Here is a 23,648-nt window from a genome sequence, read left to right on the forward strand (position 1 = left end):
GCACGGTCGGGTCCCCGATCGGGTGCTCGGTACGCGCCCGTAGCCGGTGATCACGGCCCGTGCCCCGGCCACCATAACGGCCGGGACGGGCGAGATCCTATCGAGATCCTGACGCGAGTCCCGTGCTGGTCCGGGGCCCGGAGCCGGGCCGGCGGCGCACCGGCTCGCGGTGGACCGGGGCGGTGCCCGAGGGTCGCCGGGCCGGGCCGACAGCCCGCGCCCACCTGCGGAGAGTTCACTCGGATCGCCCAGCGCGGCGTCGGGGCCGCCCGGCCGCGCGGGAGGATCCGGGAGTCCGTGAGCTTCGGCGGGCGGGCGGCGGATCAGCCCGGACGGCCGGTCCGCAGGAACGTGGCCAGCAGCTCGTGCAGGACGGCGGCGCCCTCGTCGGCGAGCACCTCGTGCCCGGAGCCCGCCGCCTCGACGTACCGGAAGTCCTCGCCCTCGACCCGGCCGATCCGCAGCAGTTCGTGCCGCAGTGACCGGGACTGGCTCACCGGTACGACCTCGTCCCGGTTGCCGTGCACCATCAGCAGCGGCGCGCTCAGCCGGTGTGCGAGTTGCAGGACGTCGCGCGGTCCGCGGGCGTCGGCGATCGGCTCGCCACCTCCCAGGCGGGTGGCCAACGCCCCTACGGGGGGCGCCGCTTCGGCCAGCAGCCGGGCGCCGGACAGGAACGGTGCGACCACCGCGCAGCGGGCGACCTGCCCGGCCGGCGCGTGCGCGGCCGCCAGCAGCGCCAGGAAGGCGCCGTAGCTGACCCCGAAGAGGGCGGGCGGCTCCAGGCCCAGGGCGGCGCGCTGGCCCGCGATGCCGTCCAGCAGGTACAGGACGTCGTCCAGGTCGGGGCCGCCCCAGGCGCCCCGGATGGCCAGCGCGTGCGCCACGCCGTAGCCGGTGGAGCCGCGCTGGTTGGGCGCGACCACCGCCAGGCCCTCGGCGGCCATCCGCTGCAGCGCCGGATCGAACTCCAGCCGCCAGGCGTCCGCCGGGCCGCCGTGCAGCGCCAGTACCAGGTGCGGGCTGCTCAGCCAGGTGTCCCCGCCGTACACCACGGCCTCCAACGGGCCTGCGGAGCCCGCCAGTTCGAGGCTCTGTGCGGGCTGCCAGCGACCGCCGTCGCCGGGCGGGGTGCTGCCGTCCAGCCGCCAGCCGGGCGGTGTGGTCCGTACCGGGCGCATCCCGCCGGGCTGCCAGGGCAGGACGGTGTCCCGCCACGGGCCGGGCAACCCCGAGGCCAGCGGCGCGAGTTGAAGCGGCAGCGGTACCGGGGCGGAGGCGGCCGGGAGCGGGCCGTGCGCCAGCAGCGCGTCGACGTCCAGGGTGGCCAGCGCCGTCGGATGGTCGGGCGAGGAGTACGGCAGCCGAAGCCCGGCCTCGCCCCAGTGGCCGACCGCGCCGAGCCGCCCGGGCGGCGCCGGCAGCGGGTCCAGCCGTCCGGCGGCGGGCCGCCACAGCGCGAGTGTCGAGCCCGCGCCGTGGTCGATCTGCACCGCGACCCGGGGGCCGTCCGCCGCCACCCGCAGGGCCACCGGCCGCAGGAGCATGCCCGCGACGTGCAGGCACTCCGGGAACCGCAGCGGCTCCCCGGTGCCGAGGAGGCCCCAGCCGAGCCGGTCGGTGCCGGGCGCGTCGCTGCGCACCATCGCGAACCGGCTTTCCGGGTCGAACAGGACGAGGCGGTCGTTGCTGTGCGGGCCGATCTCCAGCAGCGGGGTGGTGCGGCCGGTGCGCAGGTCGAGCACCACGCTGCGGACCAGGCCGTCGTTCACCCGGTCCAGCGCGAGCAGCGTGCCCGTACGGTCCAGCCAGGTGCCGCCGCCGTGCAACCCGGGGATCTCGGCGACCTGTTCGGGCTCGCTGCCGTCCGTCCGCACCAGCCAGGCGGTGGTCGCCGGGCGGGTGTCGCTGCCGAGGGCGACCGCCACCGGCGTCCGCGGCCCGGCCGGTGCCGGGAGCGGCAGCACCCGCAGTCCGGCCATCCTGAGCGCACCCAACGGCTGTTCCACGGCGGAGCTTGCGCCCGGCGTCAGGCGGGCCAGGTCGTGCCGGTCGCCGTCGTGCCGACAGATCAGCACCGAGCCGTCCGGCAGGGCGACCAGCTGCGAGCGCAGGCTCTCCGAGCGGTTGCCGGGCAGTGCCAGTGCGGTCGGCGCGGCCGGCCCGCCGTCCTGCGGAAGCCGCCAGCTCTCCACGTACCAGCCGCTGTCGGCGGAGGAGGCGAGGCAGGCGGCGTGGCTGCCGTCGGCGGCGAAGGCGAAGCTCAGCCGGCGCAGGGCCTGGGTCACGGTCCGGGTGGCCACGTTCATGCTCCGCTCACCCCGGTGGTGCCGGCCGGGCGCGCGGCGCCGGACGGGCCTGTCGTGTCCGGCCGGAGCCGGGGGCCGCCGTGGCGCAGCCGCGGCAGGAAGGCCGGCGGGCCTGCCGCGCCGGTGCCGTAGCCGGGGGCGCGGCAGGCCCCGGCCCCGTCCGGGAGCACCAGGAGGTCGTCGCGCAGCGCCGCCCGCACCCGGGCCACTCCCCACCGCTGCCGCGGATGCTCGGCGCGCAGCCCGAGGATCGCCGGCGCCAGCCGCCGGGCCGTCCCGCCGGTCCTGGCCGCGAGGGCGAGCCAGCGGCCGAGGCGTTCGGCGACCGGGCGGGCCTGCGGGAGGTCCTCGGACAGCAGCGGGTCGTGGCCGGTGGCCAGCAGGAAGAGCAGTCCGCCGAGGGCGTACAGGTCGACGGCCGGATCGGCGACGCGGCTGCGGTCGGCGGCGGCGAGCCGGCCGGGCCCGTGCTCGGGGGCGCGGTAGCCGGGGGCGCCGGCCGAGCCCGCGGGCCGTCCGGTTTCGGCGGCGAGTTCGAGGTGGGCCAGCCGCAGCGTGCCGTCCGGGCGGACCATGACGTTGCCGGGGGAGAGGTCGCGCAGCACCAGCCCCTGGGTGTGCACCTGTTCGACGAGGTCGAGCAGTCCGTGCGCCATCGGCCCGGCCTCGGCCCAGCCGACGTCGGGGCTGCCGTCGCGCCGCAGCCGCGCGGCCACCCAGTCGTCCAGGGGCTGCCCGGCGATTCGTTCCTGCACCAGGAAGACGGAGTCCTCCTGCTCGATCAGTTCGACGGCGAGCGGCGCCAGGCCCTGCCCCGCCAGCCGGGCGAGCAGCGCGGCCTCGTGCCGCAGCGCGTCGCGGGCGTCGGTGCCGGCCCGGTCCACCCCCGTGTGCGCCCGGGCCTGCTTGACCACGACCTCGGCACCGCTCGACACCTCCCGGCCGAGGAACACCCCGCCCTTCGCGCCGTGCCGGACGGCGGCGGTCAGCGCGTACCGCCCGGCCAGCAGCACCCCGCCCCGGCGCTTCGCCCCGGCCGAAGGGGCCGCGGCGGAAGCGGAAGAAGGGGCAGGCACGGAGGGAAGCGCCTTGCGGGAAGAAGGGGCAGCGCCGGAAGAAGGGGCAGGAACGCGCGGCGAGGACGCGGGCGGCCTGGCCGTGCGCCGGAAGCCGCCAGCGGTGACGTCCCGGTCACCGCCGCCTCCCCGGCCTCCGGCACCGGTCAGTGCCGCCCGCGTCGTCTCCGGCCACGAACCCGCCGCATCCGGTCCGCGCTCCACCGATCCCCTGCCCCCGGCCGCACGCAGCGATGTGCCCGCCCTCATTCGCCACCACATCCCTTCGTCTCCGCCGCCGCGCCGGGTGCCCACTGCTCGCGGCACCCGGCGCGGCGGCCCGGCCCGATCGGTTTCCCCGGAGGGGGCGGCGGTGCCGCCCCGGCACGGAGTGCCCACCCGGATCCCGTCCGGCCCGCGCGGCATCCGCCCGACTCCGGGTCGTGGCTGCCGCCGGTGCAACTCCCGTTCGCAGGAGTGAAGTTACTTTCGAGCCAACCGAAGCCTCAACGCAGAGCCGGTCACTTCACTCGTAAGGGTGATCAAGGCGTGGTTTCGAATTCGTACGAGAACCCTGCTGTGAGTAACGGGTGCCCGGCGCGCGGCCGCGTACGGAGCGCGCGGGCCCGTCGGGCGCCTCCCGTCACAGATTGACGCGCACCCGTACGCCCACAGCTCCCGCGTCCGAACAGCCGCGGCGACTCCCCCGGCAGCCCGCCGAACGGCCGAGGCCCGACCGCGCCCGCGCGCACGGTAGTCTCGACAGGTGCCGAAACTGTCCGACGTCATCACCGCGCTCGAAGAGGTCTACCCGCCGCAGTGGGCGGAGTCCTGGGACGCCGTCGGCCTGGTCTGCGGGGACCCTCAGGCCGAGGTCGACCGCGTGCTCTTCGCCGTCGACCCCGTCCAGGCGGTCGTCGACGAGGCCGTGGAGTGGGGCGCCGACCTCGTGGTCACCCACCACCCCCTCTACCTGCGCGGCACCACCAGCGTCGCCGCCACCACCTTCAAGGGCCGGGTGGTGCACACGCTGATCACCAACGGCATCGCCCTGCACGTCGCCCACACCAACGCCGACCACGCCGACCCCGGCGTCTCGGACGCGCTCGCCGAGGCGGTGGGCCTGCGGGTCACCGGCCCGCTGGTACCGGACCCGACCGACCCGCTGGGCCGCCGCGGCACCGGCCGGATCGGCCTGCTGGAACCCCCGCTGACCCTCTCCGACTTCGCCGCGCAGGTGGCGAAGGGCCTGCCCGCCACCGCCGCCGGCGTCCGCGTCTCCGGCGACCCGACCCGGCTGGTCAGCCGGGTCGCGGTGTGCGGCGGCTCGGGCGACAGCCTCTTCGCCGACGTCCGGTCGGCCGGCGTGGACGCCTACCTGACCGCCGACCTGCGTCACCACCCGGCCTCCGAGGCCGCCGAGGCGGCGCCCGTCGCGCTGCTCGACGCCGCCCACTGGGCCACCGAGTGGCCCTGGCTCACCCTGGCCGAGCGGGCCCTGCTGGCCGTCGCCGACACGCGCGGCTGGGCCGTGGAGACCAAGGTCTCCCACCGGGTCACCGACCCGTGGACCGCGCACGCCCCCATGTCCTTCACCGCCTGACCCGATTCACAGGAGCTCTCCGCTTGAACGCCGCGCCCGCCGACCAGATCCGCCTGCTCGACCTCCAGGCCATCGACTCGAAGCTCGACCAGCTGGCCCACCGGCGCCGGAGCCTGCCCGAGCACGCCGAGATCGACAAGGCCACCGCCGACCACACCGCGCTCAAGGACCTCGTCGTCGCCGCCGAGGCCCAGAAGGGCGACACCGCCCGCGAGCTGACCAAGGCCGAGCAGGACGTCGAGCAGGTCCGCTCCCGTGCCGCCCGCAACCAGCAGCGCCTGGACTCCGGCGCGATCACCTCGCCGAAGGACCTGGAGAACCTCCAGCACGAGATCGGCTCGCTCGCCAAGCGCCAGGGCGACCTGGAGGAGGTCGTGCTGGAGATCATGGAGCGCCAGGAGAGCGCCAACACCCGGGTCGAGGAGCTGTCCGCCCGCCTGGAGCACTCCACCATCGTGCTCAAGGAGGCCGAGGGCCGCCGCGACGCCTCCTTCGCCGAGATCGACGGCGAGGCCGACAAGGTCAAGCGCGACCGCGAGACCGTCGCCACCGTCATCCCCGCCGACCTGCTGAAGGTGTACGCCAAGCTGCGCGAGACCCAGGGCGGCGTCGGCGCGGCCCGCCTCTACCAGCGCCGCTGCGAGGGCTGCCGCACCGAGTTCTCCATCACCGAGCTGAACGCCATCAAGGCCGAGCCGGCCGACAAGGTGGTCCGTTGCGAGAACTGCTCGCGGATCCTGGTCCGCACCTCCGACTCGGGCGTCTGAGCCGGTGACGGCGCGTTTCGTCGTCGAGGCTGACGGCGGGTCCCGGGGCAACCCGGGGCCGGCCGGCTACGGCGCGGTGGTCCGTGACGGGGACACCGGGCAGATCGTCGCCGAGGCCGCCGAGTTCATCGGCCACGCCACCAACAACGTGGCCGAGTACAAGGGCCTGATCGCCGGGCTCAAGGCGGCCCGCGAGCTGGACCCGGACGCCTCGGTGGACGTCCGGATGGACTCCAAGCTGGTCGTCGAGCAGATGTCCGGGCGCTGGAAGATCAAGCACCCGGACATGCAGCCGCTCGCCGCCGAGGCGCGCACCGTCTTCCCGCGCGCCCGGGTCACGTACACCTGGATCCCGCGCGAGCGGAACAAGGACGCCGACCGGCTGGCCAACGAGGCGATGGACGCGGGCAAGGCCGGGCGCCAGTGGGAGCCCCGCAAGCCGGCGGCCGCCGTCGAGGAACCCCCGCTGGAGACCGCCGCGCCCAAGGCCGGCTGGGCGGCCCCGGCCGACCTCGGAACCCCCACCACCTTCGTCCTGCTGCGTCACGGCGAGACCCCGCTCACCCCGGAGAAGCGCTTCTCCGGCAGCGGCGGCAGCGACCCGGAGCTCTCCGACAAGGGCCGCTGGCAGGCCGAGCGGGCCGCCGAGGCGCTGGCCGCGCGCGGCAGCGTCCAGGCGGTCGTCGCCTCCCCGATGCGCCGCACCCGGCAGACCGCCGAGACCGTCGCCGCCCGGCTCGGCCTGGAGGTCCGGTACGAGGACGGGCTGCGCGAGGTCGACTTCGGCGACTGGGAGGGCCTGACCTTCGCCGAGGTGCGGGAGCGGTACCCGGACGACCTGACCGCCTGGCTCGGCTCCGCCAAGGCCAGGCCGACCGGCAGCGGCGAGAGCTTCACCACGCTCACCCACCGGGCCGGCGTCGCCCGGGACAAGATCCTCGCCCGGTACGCGGGGAAGACCGTCCTGGTGGTCTCGCACGTCAGCCCGATCAAGACCCTGGTCCGGCTGGCGATCGGCGCCCCGCCGGATTCCATGTACCGGATGGAGCTGTCCGCCGCCTCGATCTGCGCCGTCCAGTACTACGCGGACGGCAACGCCTCGCTGCGGCTGCTCAACGACACCTCGCACCTGCGCTGACCCACCGGTCACGGACGTGCTCAGTGCACGTCCGTGACCACCACGTCCAGCTGCCACGGCTTGCGCGCCGTGCCCTCCGCCGCGAGCTCGACCTGGTGGCCCAGCTCCAGCAGCGCGTCCATCAGCTCGCCGGGGGTCTTCGGCTCTGCCCCGGCGAGCAGCAGGTCCCGGACGATCCGGCCCTTGGTCGCCTTGTTGAAGTGGCTGACCACGGTGCGCTTGCCGTCGCGCTCCTGGAGCACCCGGACGGTCGCGGTCCGGGAGGCCACCTCGCCGGCCGGCTTCCACGCCGCCGCGTACGCGGAGCTGCGCAGGTCCAGCACCAGCCCGTCCGCGACCTCCGGGAGCACGGGAGCCGTCACGCTCCGCCAATACGCGCCGAGCGCCCCCAGCTCCGCGAGCTTCACGCCCATCGAGCAGCGGTAGGACGGGATCCGGTCGGAGATCCGCACGGCGCCCCAGAGGCCGGAGAAGACCAGCAGCGAGCGCTCGGCCCGGTCGTACGCGGCGGCGTCCAGGGTGGCCAGGCCGAGGTTGTCGAACAGCACCCCGGTGTACACCTCGCCCGCCGGGCGGGCCCCGGCCGTCGGCAGTCCGGCGTTCTTGGCGATCTCGCCGCGCAGGCCGGGGGAGAGACCGAGCACCTCGGCGGCGGTGTCCTCGTCGCCCCGGCACAGGCGCACCAGCGCGTCCAGTACCGCGCCGCGCGCCGCCGTCAGCCCGGGCAGCGACAGCCGCTCCAGCGCCACCGGCCCGCCGTCCCCGGATCCGGCCTTGCCCTCCGAGGGCGGCAACAGCACCAGCACAGCGGACTCCTCGACGATCTGTGGCACACGAACCCCGCAACCCTACTGCGCCCGCCGTACGGACCCCGCCCTCGCGACCGTCCCCTTGCCCTGGCCCCGCAGCGGGCGGGCGGGCGCGGCAGGCAATTCGGTGGGGCACCCGGGCGTTCACCAGTACGGTGAGCGGCGAGGAGAGTGAGTGCGATGACCCTGCGACCCCTGGACCTGGTGCCCGGCGACGACGACGCCGTGGAGGAGTCCCTGTCCGTGCGCCTGCCCGCCGGCCTGCCGGCCGAGACCCGGACGGCGCTGGAGTTCGCGCTGCGGGCGGCCGCGCAGGCGGTGATGGCCGGGCGGGTACGGGTGACCGGGGCGCCGGACGGCGCGGACACCGCCGAACTCGCCTTCGAGGTCCGCCAGTCCGACGTCCCCAGGGCGCTCACCGGGCCGACCGCTCCGGAGGCCGGTCGGGAGGCCGGTCGGGAGGCCGGTCGGGAGGCCGGTCGGGAGAGCAGGGCCGAGCGCCGGGCGGCCATGGTGGCCCGGATCCGCACCGCCAACGCGGAGACGCTGGAGAGGCTCAAGGACCTGTGACCGAGTACCTGGACCTCGACGACGTCACCTACCTCGCCGGCGGTCCGGAGACCGTCCGCGACCTCGGCGGCCTGCTCTCGGCGATCGCCCGCCCGCAGGCGAGCCTGTTCGGCGAGGACGCCTACCCGGACCTCTGGTCCAAGGCGGCGGCCCTCGGCCAGAGCCTGGCCCGCAATCACCCCCTGATCGACCGCAACAAGCGCACCGCCTTCGAGGCGATGCTGCTGTTCCTGGACTACAACGGCGAGCCGTACACCGACCCGCACCCGGACGACGCCGTGGCCTTCATGCTCCGGCTCGCCATCGGGGGCTACGACGACGCGGTCGCGCTCGCCGCCAAGGACCTGAAGTCCCTGCTGGGGCGGTGAGCCCCTTGCCGGGGCTCCCGGGCCGCGCCACCCCTCCGGCCGGGGGCGGCGAGGCCCGGGACGCGCCACCCGGACGCGCCGCCAACCCGCCCCGGGCCGCCTCGCGGTGGGAGGATCGGTCCGTGCCCGCCCCCCAGCCCCGCGCCGCCGCCGCGCCCGTGCCTGCGCCCGGGCCCGCGCCCGGCTCCCGCCGCCGTCTGCTCGTCCTGGCGATCTGCTGCCTGAGCCTGTTCATCGTCGGCCTCGACAACACCGTGGTGAACATCGCCCTGCCGGTGATCCAGCGGGACCTGGGCGCCCCGGCGTCCGGGCTGCAGTGGATCATCGACGCCTACACCCTGGTGCTGGCCTCGCTGTTGATGCTGTTCGGCTCGGTGGCCGACCGCTTCGGTCGCCGCCGGGTGTTCCAGACCGGGCTGGTCTGCTTCGCGCTCGGCTCGCTGCTGTGCAGCCAGGCGACGAGCCTGGGCTGGCTGGTGGCGTTCCGGGCGCTCCAGGCGGTGGGCGGCTCGATGCTCAACCCGGTGGCGATGTCGATCATCACCAACACCTTCACCGACCCGAAGGAGCGGGCCCGGGCGATCGGTGTCTGGGGCGGCGTGGTCGGCATCTCGATGGCGCTCGGCCCGCTGCTCGGCGGTTTCCTGGTGGACGGCGCGGGCTGGCCGTCGATCTTCCTGATCAACGTCCCGGTGGCGCTCGCCGCCATCGCGCTGACCGCCCGCTTCGTGCCCGAGTCCCGGGCGCCCCGGCCGCGCCGGCTGGACCCGGTCGGGCAGCTGCTGATGATCGTGCTGCTCGGCTGCGGCACCGCCGCGATCATCGAGGGGCCGGCCAACGGCTGGACGTCCCCGCTGATCCTCGCGCTGGCCTTCACCGCCGGGGCCGCGCTGATCGCCTTCCCGCTCTGGGAGCGCCGGGTGGCCGAGCCGCTGGTGGACCCGCGGTTCTTCGCCAGCGCGCCGTTCACCGGCGCCACCGTCACCGCGGTCTGCGCCTTCGCCGCGCTCGGGGGCTTCCTCTTCCTCAACACCCTCTACCTCCAGGACGTCCGCCACTACGGCCCGGTCGAGGCCGGCCTGTGGACGCTGCCGATGGCCGGGATGATGCTGGTCTGCGCGCCGCTGTCCGGGCGGATCGTCGCGAGCCGGGGCCCGCGCCTGCCGCTGGTCGCGGCCGGGCTCGGCCTCGCCGCGAGCGGGCTGCTGCTGACCCGGCTCGCCGCCGACTCCCCGCCCGCCCTGCTGCTGGTCGCCTACGGGCTGTTCGGCTTCGGCTTCGGCATGGTGAACGCGCCGATCACCAACGCCGCGGTGTCCGGCATGCCGCGCGCCCAGGCGGGCGTGGCGGCCGCGGTCGCCTCGACCAGCCGTCAGATCGGCCAGTCGCTGGGCGTGGCGGTGATCGGCACGGTCGTCGCCTCGGCGGTGGTCGGGCCGGTCGCGACCGGCTTCGCCCGGGCCAGCCACGCCGGCTGGTGGATCCTGGTCGGCCTCGGCGGCGCCGTCCTCGTCCTGGGCCTGGTCACCACCACGGCCTGGGCGAGCGCGACGGCCGCCAGGGTGGCCGCCCGCCTCGGCGCCGAGCCGCCGGCCGTCCGGTCCGGTGTACGGGAGGCGCCGCCCGAGCGGCTACCATGACCACTACGGCGGAAGAGTCGGCCGGGCGGTCGCGACGGGTCCCAGACCCGCCGAGGAACGTCCGGGCTCCACAGAGCAGGGTGGTGGGTAACGCCCACCCGGGGTGACCCGCGGGACAGTGCCACAGAAAACAGACCGCCCACCGCTTTTCGTGGTGGGTAAGGGTGAAACGGTGGTGTAAGAGACCACCAGCGACCGGGGTGACTCGGCCGGCTAGGTAAACCCCACCTGGAGCAAGGTCAAGATCGGTGCCCTCGGGCACCGTGCGCGGACGTTTGAAGGCTGCTCGCCCGAGTCCGCGGGTGGACCGCACGAGGCTGTCGGCAACGGCAGCCCTAGATGGATGGCCGCCTCCCCGGGCCGCGCAAGCAACCCGGGAGACAGAACCCGGCGTACAGGCCGACTCTTCCGCCCCCTAGCTTGGATGAGGCCCCTTGACCTGCAAAACAGCAGGTCAAGGGGCCTCTTTCTCTGGGTCACCCCGGGGTGTCGATCCAGGGTGGCTCTGCCCGTTCGGGGCCGTTTCCCGGCGCTCTGTGGCGATGGTGTGGTGGTGATCGCGACCGGATTACCGCTCCGTCTGCCCGAGAACCAGGTCACGATAGGGGAGTGAAACCGTCGGGTGGCCGACGATGCCCAGGGCCTTCTCGATCTCCTCGACCAGCTCAGCGGCGCCGTCCGGGGCGGCCCGAATCACCTCCGTCTCCACGAAGACACCCGCCCCAGCCACGGTGTCGATGCTGACGGAGACACCGGGGATCTCCGGGTGGCGGTGGGTGACGCGGGTCTTCACCACCCGGACCAGTTCCCGCATACCGATGTTGAGAAGAAGCCGTTCGGCGCTGATCGCCTGAGCGGCCCCGGCGAGGATCGCGTTGGTCTCGACCTTGGACACCATGTCGTCCTCGCGGTGCGTGGTGCCGTTGGAAGCGGGCTTGTAGGTGATCTCAGCGAAGTCGCCCCGCCGCCGAACCCGCAGGCACTCGACAGTCTCCAGGTAGTCGACGTCCAGCCTGCTGTAGTAGGTGTCCTCCTCGGTCACGGGCGCTTCCGTCAGGTAACCGAGTTCGGAGAGCAGTCGCGTGATGCTGCTGCCGTCGTCGGGAAGCTCCCGCTTGCGTTCCACCTCAGTGGTTTCTGTCATGCCGGTCATTCTCCCGAGTTCACCGCCGCGTACATTCGGGCCAGGCTCGCGTGACTGCACCAGCGCTGAACCGAGTCCATCGCCCTCCCCAAGGTGTCCGAATCGCTGAGCGGAATGTTCGAGAAGAGCACCAGTTGCTTCGCGTCGCGCAGCGGGTTCGGGAGGGCCCGCCGCAAGTAGCGGTTGTAGTAGCCCCGATCCCGCTGGGTCACGTCCGCCACCTGCACCGGCATCAGGACGGTCCGGTCCGGCCGGCTCGACTCGGTGGAACTGGCCGCGAACGCGGCGAGCAGCGCGTCGAGCGTCATGTAGGCGTAGGTCTCGCGTCCCTCCCGGGTGGTCCAGTGCTCCCAGATCACCCGGCACTCCCTGTCGCCACGTTCCGCCGTGGCGAGGAACTGTGAGAGCGCGATGTCCGTGCACTCGTCGAAGATGTCTCCGTCAACCGTGAAGTGATCGCCGTAGCGCTCGCTCAGCGCGTGCATCATGCGCTTCTGCGACTCGGGCAGCCACTCGGCGTCCGTCAGGCGGTAGTGCACCCGCTTGTGCCCCGTCCGGGCGTCGATCCAGTCCGCTGCCATCTGCCCGTCGAGGAACGGCACGAAGCCGAGGGCCCCGGACCGCCAGATGTGGTCCCGGAAGGTGATGTAGTGCCGCTGGACCTCGCGGAAGATCCCGACCGGCGCGGAGACGAACGCGGCCGTTCCGGTCGCGAGCTCACCGACGGGGACGATGCGGGAGTCCTGGCGGGTGACCACCTCGTCGTGGGCGCCGTGGTACGGGTGCGTTCCCTCCTGGAGGTACTGCGGCAAGAACATGCGGAGGAACTGAATCCAAGACCTGGCGGCGAAGGTCTGCACCGAGCGTTCATGCAGCGACGTACCGTCGACGGCGTACACGTCACGGTAAGCGAAGAGGCCGCCCGGCCGGAGCACGGTCGGGATGGTGCGGATCATCGAGTGGAGCCCGTTGTAGCCGCCGCCGTAGCTGTAGACCTCGTGCAGCAGCGCGGACGCGCTGATCACGTCGACGGGCTCCGGCAGCAGCGTCCCGATGTCCTGGGCGAACCCGCTGACGAGTTCGACCGTGCCGACCTTCTGGAACTCGGTCATCGCCTCGTTGAGCGAGGCCGAAACGACGCCGGGAACCTCGACAAGCGTGAGGTCCACACCTCGATGCGTGCCGCCGCCGGTAGCGAGCTGCGAAGCAAGGAAGATGACCGCCGAGCCGCCACCCGGCCCGATCTCGACCGCCTTCGGGCGGTCGCTCCGAACCCGCTGGAGGGCTTGGTAGGCCAGAAAGCCCTTCTCCTCCCCATGCGCGTTCGCGGCCACGTCGAGGTAGCCGGCATCCGTCTTCGACTCGGTGGCGAACTTCGATCCGTTCAACTGTCCACCCCAGAAGTTGAGTTGGTTTGCTGGATCGCTTACTTGGAGTCCCGTGCTCGGGCGGCGTCGAGCTTCCGCCGTAGCCGGTAGCGCCGTGCGAGCCGGCGCCGAGACGAGCTGAACATCGTCACGGGCCAGGTGAACTGGAGGTACACGCCCCACATCCACGCAAGGGTGTTGCGTGGTTCCGTGACCAGAGAGCGAAGAGCACGGCCGATGACGACCGCGCGTGTGGGCCTCACGAGGCGAGCCCCTTCTGGGCCCTCGTACGGGCGGGGCCGTAGACGGGAAGCAGCTCCGGCGTCGGCCCAACCTGCTCGACCTCGCCGGGCAAGGTGGTCCACTCGATGCCGCCGCGACGGGGGCGGAGGTAGATCAGACCTCCCCTCGTCTCCATGTAGACGCCCTCGCAACCGAGATTGGCGCGGTCCCTAACGACCTCGCCGGCCTTCGGCTGATAGATCACCGCGTGAGACCTCTTGCGAACCGCCACTACAGCTCCCTAGAGCACAATCTTCGTGTCCTAGAGCAGAAGGTAGAGCTTAGGGAAGTGCTTTCGGGTCGAATGTCGGTGCACTAGTGTGCTCCTGAGTGACTATCACCTCGACTGAGGAGTAGCGCATGGCCAGCCCAAAGACGTTCACCGCGATCGCTGACCACTACCGGCAGGCGATCCTCACCGGCGAACTTGTGTCCGGTGAGAAGCTCCCCACTAACAGGGAGATGTGCCAGCGGTGGAACGTGGCGACAGCAACTGTCAGTAGGGCCTTGAACCAGCTGCTGGTTGAAGGACTCATCAGGACCAGCCCCCGCGGAACCTTCGTGGCGGACGATGCGACAGCAACCGCAACGGGACGGGATCGGCTGGCGATGGTCCAGCGGCTGAGGTCCAGCCTGATGGAAGGCGAGACCAGCCGGGTCACGGCGGCCGAGCTGGTTGTCCCGCCGTTGTACGTGCAGGACATCTTCAATCTCGACCCCGGCGACCAGCTTGTTCGACGCGAGTACGTCGCCGGACGGGGCAAGACCCGCACCATGCTGGCGGTGGTCTGGTATCCGGCGCACTTCGCCGCGCTGGTGCCTGACTTGCTTTCGACCGCGCCCAGCAAGAATGCAGGGCTCACTGCGAAGGTGCTTGAGGCGTCTGGTCGGACGATCACGCATGCCCGGGACGACGTGCACGCCCGGGAGTGCGATGCCCGGGAGGCATCGGCGTTGGGGCTCCGCGTGGGATCGCCGGTGCTGGGAGGGGTTCACCGCTGGTCTGATGACGAGGGCGTGATCGAGTTCGGCCTCTGGGTCGTGCCGACACGAGTCACGATCGGCTACGAGTACGGCACCTGAGTAGCTGGACCTGGATCAGTACCGAACGAAAGAACCGCCCCGGCCGAGTAGGCCGGGGCGGTTTGCTTTGCTTCGAGCGTCCAGAGGACTACAAGGAACGGGTTCCCAGCCCGCTCCCTCCTCCCGCCGGTCAGGCGGGGCGGGCGCCGACGGCGTCGCGGATCTGGTCGCCGAGGCCGCCGTTGACGCGGGCGCAGTTGGCGCAGCAGAAGAACATGCCGGCGACCTCGACGCCGTGGCCGACGATGCGGACGTGGCACTGTTCGCAGCGCGGCGCGAGCTTCTCCATCGCGCACTCGAAGCTGTCGAAGGTGTAGGTGTCGCCGGTGACCGTCTTGATCTCGAAGGCCAGCCAGTAGTCGTTGCCGCAGGTGACGCAGATGGCCATGGCGGCCGTCTCCTTCCGGTGGGGCCGACCCGGCGGGGCGGCTCGTCTCCCAGTGTCGAAGGCCCGGTCGGCGGCGGCCACCCGGAGGGGGCGGGCGGCGGCTCAGGTGGGGCGGGCGGCGAGGTCCTCCAGGGCGCGGACGGCGCGGTCGGCGTCGTCGGCGGCGACGAACAGGTGGTCGTGGTGGAAACCGGCCACCACGTTGCAGCTGATGCCCTCCTCGGCGAGCCGGCCGGACACCGCGGCGGTCAGCCCGACGGCCTCCAGCGCCGAGTGGATCCGCAGGGTGATCCAGGCCGCCACGTACTCGTAGCGCAGCCCGAGCGCGTCCGCCTCCTCCTGGGCGACCACCATCGTCACCCCCTCGGGTTCGGCGACGGTCACCACCGGCCGCATGCCGGCGGGCACCCGGGCGGGGAGCGTGCAGTAGACGTACCGCCCCGGGTTGAGCTGCGGGCTCATTGCGCGCAGCAGCGTCGCGAGGTCTCGTTCTGCGGCCATGCCCGCCACCGTAGCGGCTGGACGGGGGATGCGTCGTGCTCCGTGGGCGTGTCGGAATCCGTTGACGAGCGACAGTCACCGATATATCGTCGAGCTATCGAGACAGTAACTCGACTGCCTCGTCGAACCGTGGAGACGGAGGTGGGCGCGATGCGCTCGGAAGGTCAAGGAATGCGATTCCGCTGGGAAGGCCCGCGCGGAGGCGGCCCGGGCGGCGGCCGGCGCCGCGGCCCGGGCCCCGAGTTCCGGGGGATGCCCGGGGAGGGAGTCGAGGGCCGGGAGGCGTTCGGCGGGTTCGGCCCGCCGTTCGGCGGCGGCGGCCCCGGCCGGCCGATGGGCGGCCCGTTCGGGCACGGCTTCGGCGGCCACGGCGGCCGGCGCGGAGGCCCGCACGGCCGGCGCGGCGGCCGGGCCCGGCGCGGTGACGTCCGGGCCTCGCTGCTGGCGCTGCTCAAGGAGCGGCCGATGCACGGCTACGAGATGATCGCCGAGATCACCGAGCGGACCGGAGGGGCCTGGCGGCCCAGCCCGGGGTCGATCTACCCCAACCTCCAGCTGCTGGAGGAGGAGGGCCTGATCACCGCGCAGGAGGTCGGTGGCAAGCGGCTGGTCTCGCTCACCGACGCGGGCCGGGCCGAGGCCGACGCCGGGCCGGCCGAACCGTGGGCGGAGGCCGGCCGGGAGGTCGACTGGGAGGCCGTCCAGGAGGTCGGCCAGGCACTCGCCGCCGTCGACCAGGCGATCCGGCAGGTCATGGCCACCGGCACCGAGGCGCAGCGCGCCAAGGGCCTGACCGTACTGACCGAGGCCCGCAAGAAGCTGTACCTCATCCTCGCCGAGGACGACTGACCGGCCCGGGGGGAGGACCCGTGGGAAGCGCCGCCGGGCGAACCGCGGGGGACCGGGACGGGCGGTGCCGCCTGCCCGGGCGGTCCGGGGGAGGGCCGTACGGACCTCGCGGGGCTCATGGCCCTCACGGCCGGACCGTGAACAGCGCCACGGACACCAGCAGCAGCACCGCCCAGCCGAACCAGAGCCAGGCGTTCGGCCCGATGGCCACGCTGTAGAGGCACACCACCAGGAGCAGCACCCCGGTGACGCCCGCGACCTGCCGGTTGTGGTGCTCCACCGCCCGGGAGCGGCTCCTCGGGTGCCGTACCGTCCTCGCCATGCCGACCTCCCCGGGAGGCGAACGAAGGGCAACACAGGGCAACACGGGGCGACGCAGGGCGACGGCGAAGCGCGCGGCCCGTCAGCCGGAGGCGCGGACGGTGGCCGCCTCGTCGTACTCGTAGCGCCAGAACCAGCTCAGGCCCCGAACCTGCTTGCTCCGGACGTACACCAGTGTGCGCGCGGCGGCCTCGCCGTGCGCGGGGACCGGAACCTTGTACTTCTTGGGCACGCCGAGTATCGGCCCCAGGGGGATGGGCAGGATCGTCCCGTCCAGGGGGCCGCCGACGAATGCGGTGTCCGCGCTCTTCATCCCCCCAGGGTCTCACCTCCGCGCCGGACCGGGACCGGGACCAGGGCCGGGGCCGTGCCCGGGGCGCCGGACGGGGCACCGGAGGGGGAGCGCCGGGACGACCGGGGGCTCCCGGACGGGAGGGCGGGCGGGACGTCGCGTGCGGGCGGCGTGCCGGGAGTGTGCCCGGGGTGCGCCCGTGGGCGTCACCGCGAGTGTGACCGGAGAGGCACCGCCCCCGGTCATCCGGAGGCCCCCCGCACCCTTATCCTTCCTGTTACGCCCTCGGGGTCCACCCGGGTCAGCGGGCCCGTACGGGCCGGGCGAGGCGCGAATCCGCGCGCCCTCCGGCCGATTTGGCGCGGACAGCGTGCTGCCGCGACTGCGTACCGTGACCCGGGCGTCGGCCGCCCGGTGACCCCGGTCCACGGCCGGCAGGGCGCGGACGTCAGGGCCGAGCACCCCGGGAAGCAGTCGGGGGCGCCGTGCGTTGCGTCGAGTGGTACGTCGAACGCTGTGTCGCACCAGGCACGGCAGTTGCGCGGAAGGGGCCCGATGGAAGCCGGCAGCAGGTGGACGACCTGGTGGCAGAAGCGTGAACGTCAGCGGGCGGGGGGCGCCGACGACCCGGCCGCCGGACTCGATCAGCTGCTCGGTGCCGCGCGCGCCGGATTCCCGCTCGCGCCCGCCGCCCACCCGGCCGGCTACCGGTGCTCCTGCGACCGGGTGGCCTGCCCGGCCCCCGCCCAGCACCCGGTCTCCTTCGCCTGGCAGACCCAGGCCACCACCGACCCCGAGCAGCTCTCCCGCTGGCTCGCCCGCGACCCGCAGGCCAACTTCATCACCGCCACCGGCCGGGTGCACGACGTGCTGGACGTCCCGGCGGAGGCCGGACGGCTGGCGCTGGAGCGGCTGACCGCACTGGGCGTCGAGGGCCCGGTCGCCGCCGTCGGCGAGGACCGCTACCTGTTCTTCACCGCCACCCGCGGCACCCCCCAGGACGAGGACGAGTGGTGGCCGAGCGCGCTCGACTCCACCCCGGACACCATGTCGGAGCACCCCGGCCTGCGCTGGCACTGCCGCGGCTCGTACACCCTGCTGCCGCCGGCCGCGCTGCCGGACGGCTCCCACGTGAGGTGGCTGCGCGGGCCCGAGCAGCCGCTGCCGGACCCGCTGCGGGTGCTGGACGTGCTCACCGACGCCTGCACCGAGGTGGGCGCCGTCGCCGAGGAGCAGTGGCTGATCGGCTAGGGCGCCCGCCGGGCGGCGCGGGTCACGCCGGCCGTGCCCCGGTCACGGCAGGGTGAGGATCTCCGCGCCGTCCGCCGTGACCACCAGGGTGTGCTCGAACTGGGCGGTGCGCTTGCGGTCCTTGGTGACGACCGTCCAGCCGTCCTCCCAGATCTCGTAGTCGTAGGTGCCCAGGGTCAGCATCGGCTCGATGGTGAAGGTCATGCCCGGCTTGATCACCTCGGTGGCCCGCTCGCTGTCGTAGTGCGGGATGATCAGGCCGGAGTGGAACGACGTGTTGATGCCGTGTCCGGTGAAGTCCCGCACCACGCCGTACCCGAAGCGCTTGGCGTAGGACTCGATGACCCGCCCGATGACGTTGATCTGACGACCCGGCCTGACCGCCTTGATCGCCCGGGCGAGGGATTCCCGGGTGCGCTCGACCAGCAGCCGGGACTCCTCGTCCACGTCACCGACCAGGTAGGTGGCGTTGAGGTCGCCGTGCACCCCGTGGATGTACGCGGTGGCGTCGATGTTGACGATGTCGCCGTCCTGGAGCACCGTCGAGTCCGGGATGCCGTGGCAGATCACCTCGTTGATCGAGGTGCAGACGGACTTGGGGAAGCCCCGGTAGCCGAGGTCGGACGGGTAGGCGCCGTGGTCGCACATGTAGGCGTGGGCCACGGCGTCCAGCGCGTCGGTGGTGACGCCGGGGGCGATCAGCTTGGCCGCCTCCTCCATCGCCCGGGCGGCGATCCCGCTCGCGATCCGCATCTTCTCGATCGTCTCGGCGGTCTGCACCTCGGGCCCGGTGTACGGCGTCGGCGCGGACTTGCCGACGTACTCGGGGCGCGCGATGTGCGCCGGGACCTTGCGGGTGGGGGACTGGATGCCGGGTACGAGAGCCATGCCGCGAGTCTAGTCGCCGGTCCCCGGGGCCCCGGGGGGTGTGCGGCCCGGGCCGGGGCGGGGAATGATCGGTACCGACCCATCCTTCTGGCCTTCTGAACGGGAGAGCGCCATGCCCCTCGGATTCAACCGCAAGCCGACCGGCAAACCCGGCGAGTGGTTCTACTGCATCAAGCACAACAAGGTCGAAGAGGGCCCGGAGTGCCCGGCGAAGGACCGCCTGGGCCCGTACGCCACCCCCGAGGAGGCCGCCCAGGCGCTGCGCATCGCCGACGAGCGCAACCGCGAGTGGCAGAACGACCCGCGCTGGAGCGACAAGCCGAAGGACGACGCCGAGTAGCCCGCCCGGTGCGGTGCCGAGCCCATGTGTACACCTGGGTCATCACGTACACTTGGGCTCATGACGCAGCCGTTGCCCAGGGAGTCGATCCGCGATGTCCGCGCGCACCTGGCAGAGGTCGTCGAGCGGGCCGACCGGGACGACGTACCCACCGTGATCACGCGCCGGGGCAAGGAGGTTGCCGCCGTCGTGTCGATCGAGGTCCTGCGGAAGTACCAGGAGTGGGAAGCGCGCGAGATCAACCGGATCATCGACGAGCGGATGGCCGATCCCGCGCCGGGCGTGCCGATCGAGGACGTCATGCGGGAGACGCTGGCCCGCAGTGAGTGAGTACCGCACCGTCTTCCGGCCGGAGGCCCAGGCCGAGCTCCGGAAGATCCCTCGTGACATGGCGCTTCGCATCCTGGCCAAGCTGACCGAGCTGGAGAGCGATCCGTTCGGCTCCAACACCACCGCACTCGTGTCGCAGCCCGAGCGTCGACGCCTGCGCGTGGGCGGCCACCGCATCGTCCATACGGTCGACAACGGGCAGGTGGTGGTGTGGATCGTCCACGTCGGCCACCGTTCCACGATCTACGGCACCTGACGGAAACACCGGGCCCCGCCCGGCGGGCTCGTCACGCCGTCGGGGCGGCCTCCCGTTCGGCGCGTTCGTGCTCGGCGCGGACGGCGGCGGCGTGGGGGTCGGTGCGGTCGTCGTAGCCGAGCAGCTTCGGCAGGGCGGCGGCGACCGCGAGCACGGCGACCACGCAGGCGACGCCGCCGGCCCAGACGGCGGCGCGCACGCCGACCAGCCCGGCCATGGTGCCGGCCCGGACCTGGCCGAGCTGCGGGCCGACGGAGTAGCTGAGCAGTTCGACGCCGGCCATCCGCCCGCGCAACTCGTCGGGGATGGACTGGTTCCACATGGTCGAGCGGGCGAGCCCGCTGATCTCGTCGGCACCGCCGGCCAGCGCCAGGCCGAGCAGCACCAGCCCGATGTGCTCGGACAGTCCGGCGAGCGCCATCGCCGCGCCCCAGCCGACGGCGGCGGCCACCAGCAGCCGCCCGTGCCGGTGGACGCGGGAGGTCCAGCCGCTGGTGGCGCCGACCAGCAGGGCGCCGAGGGCGGAGGCCGCGTACATCGGGCCGAGCGCCCAGTCCGCCCCCAACTCCGAGGCCAGGAAGGGGAAGACGGCCACCGGGTAGGCGAACAGCATGGCGCAGAGGTCGATCGCGTAGGTGCCGAGCAGGTCCTTGCGGCTCCAGGCGTAGCGGACGCCGGTCAGCACCGCCCGGACGGACGGCCGTTCGGCGCCGGTGGGCGGCGGCACCGCCTTGATCCGGACGAGCAGCAACAGCGAGACCGCGAAGGTGAGGATGTCCAGCGCGTACGCGGTCTGCACCCCGGCGAAGGCCACCACGACCCCGGCCAGCGCCGGACCGGCCACCGAAGCGGCGTTGTGGTACAGCGACCTGAGGGCGAACGCGGCGGTCAGGTGCTGGTGCGGGACGAGCCGGGGCAGGAGCGAGTCCAGCGCCGGGCGCTGGATGCCGTCGGCGGCCGCGACCAGTGCGGCGACCAGGTAGATCGGCCAGAGCAGCGGGTGCGGCAGCAGGGCGTTGACCAGCAGCAGCCCGGCCAGCAGGCCGAGCGCGACCTCCGCCCGCAGCACCAGCTTCCGGCGGTCCAGGGCGTCGGCGAGGGCGCCGCCCCAGAGACCGAAGACGATCAGCGGGACGAGTTCGACGGCGCCGATCAGGCCGACCGCGAAGGAGGAGCCGGTGAGCTCCTTGATCTGCATCGGTACGGCGACGAGGGTCAGGAAGCCGCCGAAGCTGGTGACGCAGCCGGAGGTCCACAGGTAGCGGAAGTCGCGGGAGGCACGCCAGGGTGCCAGGTCGGGTGTCAGCGATCGCAGCAGCCTCCGGGCGCGCCCGGGCACGGAGGGATACGGGGGTTCGTCGACGTTCACGAACCGTCATCCTCGGACGGCGGTCACCGCTTCCGCAAAGGGTTTTCGGCCCGTCGGCGGTCGGGACGCGCGCACCGGTGGTTCGGGCGCCCGGTTCACCAGCGGCTGATCGCGGGCGTCGAGGTCAGCCGTTCGGCGAGTCGGGCGAGCCGGTCCCGGACGGAGCGGCGGTGGGTCCGCTGCCCGGCGGCGACGCTGACCAGGTGCTGGGCGAGGTCGAAGGGCCCCTCGGCGGCGGTGCCGACGGCCAGCCGCTCGTGCGCGAGCTCGCCGAGGCCGCCGGGGCCACCGGGGCCGCCGGCCGTCCCGGCGCCGGCCGGGGCGCCGCCGTCCAGCGCGAGCACGGTCGCGCCGCGCCGCCGGGCGTCCTGCACCCGCTCCAGCAGCGGGGCGCCGGCCGCCTCCGGGACCACCACCAGCACGGTGTCGCCGCGCCCGGCCCCGGTGAGCCGCCGCAGGTCGTGCAGCAGGTGGGCGGGGGCGCCGGCCGGCGGGCTGTGCCGCAGCAGGGTGGGCGCCAGCCGGGGGACGTCCGACCACGCGGCCTCGTCGTCCAGGTGGGCGGCCAGGTGCCAGGGCTCGTACGCCTCGGTGCCGACCAGCAGCAGCCCGCTCGCCCCGCGCCGTTCCACCGAGCGGCGCAGCGCCCCGGCGAAGCCGCCGACCGCCTCCAGCCAGCCCGTTCCCGTCAGCCGTTCCCGGAGTGCCGAAACTCTCACCGCGTCCATGCGGGCCAGGATGTCCCGCCGGGCCGGGGATTTGGCAGGATCGGCCCATGACTTCCCTCGATTCAGCGACAAACCCGGCCCACGAGGTGCCGGACGTCTCGCAGCTGGTGGTCGGTGTCCTCGGCGGCACCGGCGACCAGGGGCGGGGACTGGCCCTGCGGCTGGCCAAGGCCGGCCAGCAGGTGCTCATCGGCTCCCGTGACGCCGCCCGTGCCGAGGCCTCGGCGGCCGAGCTGGGCCTCGGCGTGCGCGGCGCCGACAACGCCACCGTCGCCCGGGAGAGCGACGTGGTGATCATCGCGGTCCCGTGGGACGGCCACGCCGCCACCCTGACCGCGTTGCGCGAGGAGCTCACGGGCAAGATCGTCGTCGACTGCGTCAACCCGCTGGGCTTCGACAAGCAGGGCGCGTACGCGCTGAAGCCGGAGGAGGGCAGCGCCGCCGAGCAGGCCGCCGCCCTGCTGCCGGACTCCCGGGTCACCGCCGCGTTCCACCACCTCTCGGCGGTGCTGCTCCAGGACGAGTCGGTGGAGAGCATCGACACCGACGTCATGGTGCTCGGCGACGACCGGGACGCCACCGATGTCGTGCGGGGCCTGGCCGGCCGCATCCCCGGGATGCGCGGCATCTACGCGGGCCGGCTGCGCAACGCCCACCAGGTGGAGTCGCTGGTCGCCAATCTGATCTCGGTCAACCGCCGCTACAAGGCCCACGCGGGCCTGCGGATCACCGACGTCTGACCGGCACGGGCCGTGTCGACCTCACCCCTGGACCGGCTCCGGAGGTGAGGTCGGCGACAATGGGTGGCGGCCGTGACCCGGCCGCCCGCACCCGTTCTAGGAGCCTCCCGCCATGCCTCGCACGTCCCTCTTCGCCCTGGCCGCCGTCGTCCTCGCGCTCGTGGCCCTGGTGGTCTCGCTGGTCCAGGGCTTCTGGCTGGGCCTGATCTGGCTGCCGCTGGCCGGCGTGGCCAGCAACGTGCTGTGGATGGACCGTCGCCGGGCCCGGATCGCCGCGGCCGCCGCCGAGCAGGGCTGAGGCCCTGCCCGCGGACCGCCGGTGGGGCTAGTTCTTCCAGAAGCTGAACAGGTACCGGCCGAGCGTGGCGTAGTCCTGGTCCACCCCGAACAGGCTCATCAGGCCGTGGACGATCCCGAAGAAGAACTGGTTCACCTGGGGCTGCCACAGCAGCGCGAACACCGCGAGCATCCCGTACGGCGCGAACGGCTCGATGGCCCGCCGGGTCCGGTACGACAGCCAGGGCTCGACGATCCCGTAGCCGTCCAGCCCGGGCACCGGCAGCAGGTTCAGCACCGCCGCGCTCAGTTGGAGGAAGCCGAGGAAGCCCAGCGCGCCGGAGAACGGCGAGATGATCAGCTCGTGGCCCTCCCAGACCGCGTGCACGGTCGGGTCGTCCAGCCAGCCCGCGCCGATCGGGATCAGCAGCGCCGCCGCGATGAGCAGGTTGACCAGCGGGCCGGCCGCCGAGATCAGGCTGTGCTTGAGCCGGCCCTGGACGCGGTGCCGCTCGATCCAGACCGAGCCGCCGGGCAGGCCGATGCCGCCGAGGATCACGAAGACGATCGGCAGCACGAAGCTGAGCAGCACGTTGGCGTACTTCAGCGGGTTGAGCGTGAGGTAGCCCTTGGCCCCGACGCTGATGTCGCCGCCGTGCAGCGCGGTGCGCGCGTGGGCGTACTCGTGCAGGCAGAGGGAGACCATCCAGCCCGCGACCACGAACAGGAACACCCCGAACGAGGCGTTGCCGTAACCCTGGTGCACCGCCCAGCCGGAGGTGCCGAGGACGGCGAGGAGCGCCCAGAACACCGGGCTGATCCGGCGGTCCTCGCTGCGGGAGCGCGGCGTGGCGGCGAAGGTCATGGTCTGGGTGCTCCGTGGGGAGGGGAAGGCGGGCGGGCGCGAGCGGGTCGATCATGCCGGGCGGGCCGGTGACCGGACAAGCCGTCCCGGGTGAACGTCCGGGCGCGCGGTGGCGTTCC

General features: G+C 73.4%; 28 protein-coding genes and 1 other RNA gene. 15 read left to right on the forward strand and 14 right to left on the reverse strand.

Features of this window, described 5'->3' with window-relative positions; genetic code table 11:
* Positions 1-323: 323 nt before the first annotated feature.
* Positions 324-2,309, reverse strand: coding sequence for an alpha/beta hydrolase family protein (locus ACZ6EM_RS10260; RefSeq protein WP_465772219.1), 1,986 nt, complete (start codon positions 2,307-2,309; stop codon positions 324-326).
* Entirely contained in the window at positions 2,306-3,385 is a 1,080-nt protein-coding gene (locus ACZ6EM_RS10265; protein ID WP_465772220.1) for a protein kinase domain-containing protein, read from the reverse strand. Before ACZ6EM_RS10265 ends, ACZ6EM_RS10260 begins: the two co-directional genes overlap by 4 nt.
* A gap of 745 nt (positions 3,386-4,130) precedes the next feature.
* Between ACZ6EM_RS10265 and ACZ6EM_RS10270 the strand changes: the two genes are divergently transcribed.
* Genes ACZ6EM_RS10270 through ACZ6EM_RS10280 form a run of 3 tightly spaced genes read left to right on the forward strand, consistent with a single transcriptional unit; the run spans position 4,131 to position 6,872 of the window.
* Complete coding sequence (locus ACZ6EM_RS10270) at positions 4,131-4,967, forward strand: Nif3-like dinuclear metal center hexameric protein (RefSeq protein WP_401052188.1); 837 nt, start codon at positions 4,131-4,133, stop codon at positions 4,965-4,967.
* Positions 4,968-4,990: 23 nt separating this feature from the next.
* Positions 4,991-5,734: a zinc ribbon domain-containing protein gene (locus tag ACZ6EM_RS10275; protein WP_387689403.1), complete on the forward strand. Its 744-nt coding sequence runs from the start codon at positions 4,991-4,993 to the stop codon at positions 5,732-5,734.
* Between the two features lie 4 nt (positions 5,735-5,738).
* Positions 5,739-6,872 (forward strand): bifunctional RNase H/acid phosphatase, encoded by a 1,134-nt coding sequence (locus ACZ6EM_RS10280; protein ID WP_452180904.1) that lies wholly within the window; start codon positions 5,739-5,741, stop codon positions 6,870-6,872.
* Between the two features lie 20 nt (positions 6,873-6,892).
* Here the strand turns inward: ACZ6EM_RS10280 and yaaA are convergent, their stop codons facing one another.
* Positions 6,893-7,678, reverse strand: coding sequence for a peroxide stress protein YaaA (gene yaaA / locus ACZ6EM_RS10285; protein WP_401052193.1), 786 nt, complete (start codon positions 7,676-7,678; stop codon positions 6,893-6,895).
* A 183-nt stretch (positions 7,679-7,861) separates the two neighbouring features.
* On the opposite strand from yaaA, the gene ACZ6EM_RS10290 reads away from it, so the two are divergent.
* From ACZ6EM_RS10290 to rnpB, 4 genes are all read left to right on the forward strand, one after another.
* Entirely contained in the window at positions 7,862-8,251 is a 390-nt protein-coding gene (locus tag ACZ6EM_RS10290) for a hypothetical protein (protein WP_401052195.1), read from the forward strand.
* Positions 8,248-8,619 (forward strand): type II toxin-antitoxin system death-on-curing family toxin, encoded by a 372-nt coding sequence (locus tag ACZ6EM_RS10295; protein WP_465772221.1) that lies wholly within the window; start codon positions 8,248-8,250, stop codon positions 8,617-8,619. Before ACZ6EM_RS10290 ends, ACZ6EM_RS10295 begins: the two co-directional genes overlap by 4 nt.
* 158 nt (positions 8,620-8,777) lie before the next feature.
* Positions 8,778-10,259, forward strand: a complete 1,482-nt coding sequence (locus ACZ6EM_RS10300; protein ID WP_401055709.1) for a DHA2 family efflux MFS transporter permease subunit — start codon at positions 8,778-8,780, stop codon at positions 10,257-10,259.
* A gap of 13 nt (positions 10,260-10,272) precedes the next feature.
* Positions 10,273-10,670: RNase P RNA component class A (gene rnpB, locus ACZ6EM_RS10305), an RNA gene on the forward strand.
* A gap of 157 nt (positions 10,671-10,827) precedes the next feature.
* Here the strand turns inward: rnpB and ACZ6EM_RS10310 are convergent.
* The 3 genes from ACZ6EM_RS10310 to ACZ6EM_RS10320 form a co-directional block, all read right to left on the reverse strand.
* Entirely contained in the window at positions 10,828-11,403 is a 576-nt protein-coding gene (locus ACZ6EM_RS10310) for a class IV adenylate cyclase (RefSeq protein WP_465772222.1), read from the reverse strand.
* Positions 11,404-11,408: 5 nt separating this feature from the next.
* The gene (locus tag ACZ6EM_RS10315; protein WP_465772223.1) at positions 11,409-12,791 is read right to left on the reverse strand and encodes a methyltransferase domain-containing protein; all 1,383 of its coding nucleotides are present in this window, start codon (positions 12,789-12,791) and stop codon (positions 11,409-11,411) included.
* Between the two features lie 238 nt (positions 12,792-13,029).
* Positions 13,030-13,188 (reverse strand): hypothetical protein, encoded by a 159-nt coding sequence (locus ACZ6EM_RS10320; RefSeq protein ID WP_465772224.1) that lies wholly within the window; start codon positions 13,186-13,188, stop codon positions 13,030-13,032.
* Between the two features lie 224 nt (positions 13,189-13,412).
* Between ACZ6EM_RS10320 and ACZ6EM_RS10325 the strand changes: the two genes are divergently transcribed.
* Complete coding sequence (locus ACZ6EM_RS10325) at positions 13,413-14,135, forward strand: GntR family transcriptional regulator (RefSeq protein WP_465772225.1); 723 nt, start codon at positions 13,413-13,415, stop codon at positions 14,133-14,135.
* Between the two features lie 130 nt (positions 14,136-14,265).
* Here ACZ6EM_RS10325 and ACZ6EM_RS10330 read toward each other — a convergent pair whose 3' ends face one another.
* Together ACZ6EM_RS10330 and ACZ6EM_RS10335 are read right to left on the reverse strand one after the other, a co-directional pair.
* Positions 14,266-14,523, reverse strand: coding sequence for a Prokaryotic metallothionein (locus ACZ6EM_RS10330; protein ID WP_465772226.1), 258 nt, complete (start codon positions 14,521-14,523; stop codon positions 14,266-14,268).
* Positions 14,524-14,625: 102 nt separating this feature from the next.
* Positions 14,626-15,024: an ACT domain-containing protein gene (locus ACZ6EM_RS10335; RefSeq protein ID WP_465772227.1), complete on the reverse strand. Its 399-nt coding sequence runs from the start codon at positions 15,022-15,024 to the stop codon at positions 14,626-14,628.
* 171 nt (positions 15,025-15,195) lie between these two features.
* Between ACZ6EM_RS10335 and ACZ6EM_RS10340 the strand changes: the two genes are divergently transcribed.
* Positions 15,196-15,873: a PadR family transcriptional regulator gene (locus ACZ6EM_RS10340; RefSeq protein WP_359896911.1), complete on the forward strand. Its 678-nt coding sequence runs from the start codon at positions 15,196-15,198 to the stop codon at positions 15,871-15,873.
* Between the two features lie 124 nt (positions 15,874-15,997).
* On the opposite strand, the gene ACZ6EM_RS10345 is transcribed toward ACZ6EM_RS10340, so the two are convergent.
* Together ACZ6EM_RS10345 and ACZ6EM_RS10350 are read right to left on the reverse strand one after the other, a co-directional pair.
* Positions 15,998-16,195 carry a hypothetical protein gene (locus tag ACZ6EM_RS10345; RefSeq protein ID WP_359896913.1) on the reverse strand — a complete coding sequence of 66 codons (198 nt, stop codon included), beginning with the start codon at positions 16,193-16,195 and terminating at the stop codon, positions 15,998-16,000.
* A gap of 81 nt (positions 16,196-16,276) precedes the next feature.
* Positions 16,277-16,507, reverse strand: a complete 231-nt coding sequence (locus ACZ6EM_RS10350) for a hypothetical protein (RefSeq protein WP_452180816.1) — start codon at positions 16,505-16,507, stop codon at positions 16,277-16,279.
* A 534-nt stretch (positions 16,508-17,041) separates the two neighbouring features.
* On the opposite strand from ACZ6EM_RS10350, the gene ACZ6EM_RS10355 reads away from it, so the two are divergent.
* The gene (locus tag ACZ6EM_RS10355; protein WP_359896917.1) at positions 17,042-17,737 is read left to right on the forward strand and encodes a bifunctional DNA primase/polymerase; all 696 of its coding nucleotides are present in this window, start codon (positions 17,042-17,044) and stop codon (positions 17,735-17,737) included.
* A 42-nt stretch (positions 17,738-17,779) separates the two neighbouring features.
* On the opposite strand, the gene map is transcribed toward ACZ6EM_RS10355, so the two are convergent.
* A complete protein-coding gene (gene map / locus ACZ6EM_RS10360) occupies positions 17,780-18,625 on the reverse strand; it encodes a type I methionyl aminopeptidase (protein ID WP_401049694.1) in 846 nt (281 codons plus the stop codon).
* 112 nt (positions 18,626-18,737) lie between these two features.
* Here map and ACZ6EM_RS10365 point away from each other — a divergent pair, with 112 nt between their 5' ends.
* Genes ACZ6EM_RS10365 through ACZ6EM_RS10375 form a run of 3 tightly spaced genes read left to right on the forward strand, consistent with a single transcriptional unit; the run spans position 18,738 to position 19,551 of the window.
* Positions 18,738-18,965: a hypothetical protein gene (locus tag ACZ6EM_RS10365; protein ID WP_359896920.1), complete on the forward strand. Its 228-nt coding sequence runs from the start codon at positions 18,738-18,740 to the stop codon at positions 18,963-18,965.
* Positions 18,966-19,025: 60 nt separating this feature from the next.
* Complete coding sequence (locus tag ACZ6EM_RS10370; protein ID WP_401049696.1) at positions 19,026-19,295, forward strand: type II toxin-antitoxin system Phd/YefM family antitoxin; 270 nt, start codon at positions 19,026-19,028, stop codon at positions 19,293-19,295.
* Positions 19,288-19,551: a type II toxin-antitoxin system RelE family toxin gene (locus ACZ6EM_RS10375; protein ID WP_465772228.1), complete on the forward strand. Its 264-nt coding sequence runs from the start codon at positions 19,288-19,290 to the stop codon at positions 19,549-19,551. Before ACZ6EM_RS10370 ends, ACZ6EM_RS10375 begins: the two co-directional genes overlap by 8 nt.
* A 31-nt stretch (positions 19,552-19,582) precedes the next feature.
* On the opposite strand, the gene ACZ6EM_RS10380 is transcribed toward ACZ6EM_RS10375, so the two are convergent.
* Positions 19,583-20,920 (reverse strand): MFS transporter, encoded by a 1,338-nt coding sequence (locus ACZ6EM_RS10380; RefSeq protein ID WP_401049698.1) that lies wholly within the window; start codon positions 20,918-20,920, stop codon positions 19,583-19,585.
* Positions 20,921-21,015: 95 nt separating this feature from the next.
* A complete protein-coding gene (locus ACZ6EM_RS10385; protein ID WP_465772229.1) occupies positions 21,016-21,648 on the reverse strand; it encodes a hypothetical protein in 633 nt (210 codons plus the stop codon).
* Between the two features lie 47 nt (positions 21,649-21,695).
* Here ACZ6EM_RS10385 and npdG point away from each other — a divergent pair, with 47 nt between their 5' ends.
* Together npdG and ACZ6EM_RS10395 are read left to right on the forward strand one after the other, a co-directional pair.
* Positions 21,696-22,388, forward strand: a complete 693-nt coding sequence (gene npdG / locus ACZ6EM_RS10390; protein WP_380540376.1) for an NADPH-dependent F420 reductase — start codon at positions 21,696-21,698, stop codon at positions 22,386-22,388.
* Positions 22,389-22,500: 112 nt separating this feature from the next.
* The gene (locus tag ACZ6EM_RS10395; RefSeq protein WP_359896925.1) at positions 22,501-22,686 is read left to right on the forward strand and encodes a hypothetical protein; all 186 of its coding nucleotides are present in this window, start codon (positions 22,501-22,503) and stop codon (positions 22,684-22,686) included.
* 27 nt (positions 22,687-22,713) lie between these two features.
* Here ACZ6EM_RS10395 and ACZ6EM_RS10400 read toward each other — a convergent pair whose 3' ends face one another.
* Complete coding sequence (locus ACZ6EM_RS10400; protein WP_401049704.1) at positions 22,714-23,529, reverse strand: site-2 protease family protein; 816 nt, start codon at positions 23,527-23,529, stop codon at positions 22,714-22,716.
* Between the last annotated feature and the right edge of the window lie 119 nt (positions 23,530-23,648).

The organism is Kitasatospora sp. NPDC041917 (genome assembly GCF_055589745.1).

Excerpts from the sequence above, each read along its gene's own strand:
- ACZ6EM_RS10260 (WP_465772219.1), bottom strand. The coding sequence starts at position 2,309 with ATGAACGTGGCCACCCGGACCGTGACCCAGGCCCTGCGCCGGCTGAGC.
- ACZ6EM_RS10290 (WP_401052195.1), top strand. The coding sequence starts at position 7,862 with ATGACCCTGCGACCCCTGGACCTGGTGCCCGGCGACGACGACGCCGTG.
- ACZ6EM_RS10310 (WP_465772222.1), bottom strand. The coding sequence starts at position 11,403 with ATGACAGAAACCACTGAGGTGGAACGCAAGCGGGAGCTTCCCGACGAC.
- ACZ6EM_RS10320 (WP_465772224.1), bottom strand. The coding sequence starts at position 13,188 with ATGGAGACGAGGGGAGGTCTGATCTACCTCCGCCCCCGTCGCGGCGGC.
- ACZ6EM_RS10325 (WP_465772225.1), top strand. The coding sequence starts at position 13,413 with ATGGCCAGCCCAAAGACGTTCACCGCGATCGCTGACCACTACCGGCAG.
- ACZ6EM_RS10330 (WP_465772226.1), bottom strand. The coding sequence starts at position 14,523 with ATGGCCATCTGCGTCACCTGCGGCAACGACTACTGGCTGGCCTTCGAG.
- ACZ6EM_RS10335 (WP_465772227.1), bottom strand. The coding sequence starts at position 15,024 with ATGGCCGCAGAACGAGACCTCGCGACGCTGCTGCGCGCAATGAGCCCG.
- ACZ6EM_RS10340 (WP_359896911.1), top strand. The coding sequence starts at position 15,196 with ATGCGATTCCGCTGGGAAGGCCCGCGCGGAGGCGGCCCGGGCGGCGGC.
- ACZ6EM_RS10345 (WP_359896913.1), bottom strand. The coding sequence starts at position 16,195 with ATGGCGAGGACGGTACGGCACCCGAGGAGCCGCTCCCGGGCGGTGGAG.
- ACZ6EM_RS10350 (WP_452180816.1), bottom strand. The coding sequence starts at position 16,507 with ATGAAGAGCGCGGACACCGCATTCGTCGGCGGCCCCCTGGACGGGACG.
- ACZ6EM_RS10355 (WP_359896917.1), top strand. The coding sequence starts at position 17,042 with ATGGAAGCCGGCAGCAGGTGGACGACCTGGTGGCAGAAGCGTGAACGT.
- map (WP_401049694.1), bottom strand. The coding sequence starts at position 18,625 with ATGGCTCTCGTACCCGGCATCCAGTCCCCCACCCGCAAGGTCCCGGCG.
- ACZ6EM_RS10365 (WP_359896920.1), top strand. The coding sequence starts at position 18,738 with ATGCCCCTCGGATTCAACCGCAAGCCGACCGGCAAACCCGGCGAGTGG.
- ACZ6EM_RS10370 (WP_401049696.1), top strand. The coding sequence starts at position 19,026 with ATGACGCAGCCGTTGCCCAGGGAGTCGATCCGCGATGTCCGCGCGCAC.
- ACZ6EM_RS10385 (WP_465772229.1), bottom strand. The coding sequence starts at position 21,648 with ATGGACGCGGTGAGAGTTTCGGCACTCCGGGAACGGCTGACGGGAACG.
- npdG (WP_380540376.1), top strand. The coding sequence starts at position 21,696 with ATGACTTCCCTCGATTCAGCGACAAACCCGGCCCACGAGGTGCCGGAC.
- ACZ6EM_RS10395 (WP_359896925.1), top strand. The coding sequence starts at position 22,501 with ATGCCTCGCACGTCCCTCTTCGCCCTGGCCGCCGTCGTCCTCGCGCTC.
- ACZ6EM_RS10400 (WP_401049704.1), bottom strand. The coding sequence starts at position 23,529 with ATGACCTTCGCCGCCACGCCGCGCTCCCGCAGCGAGGACCGCCGGATC.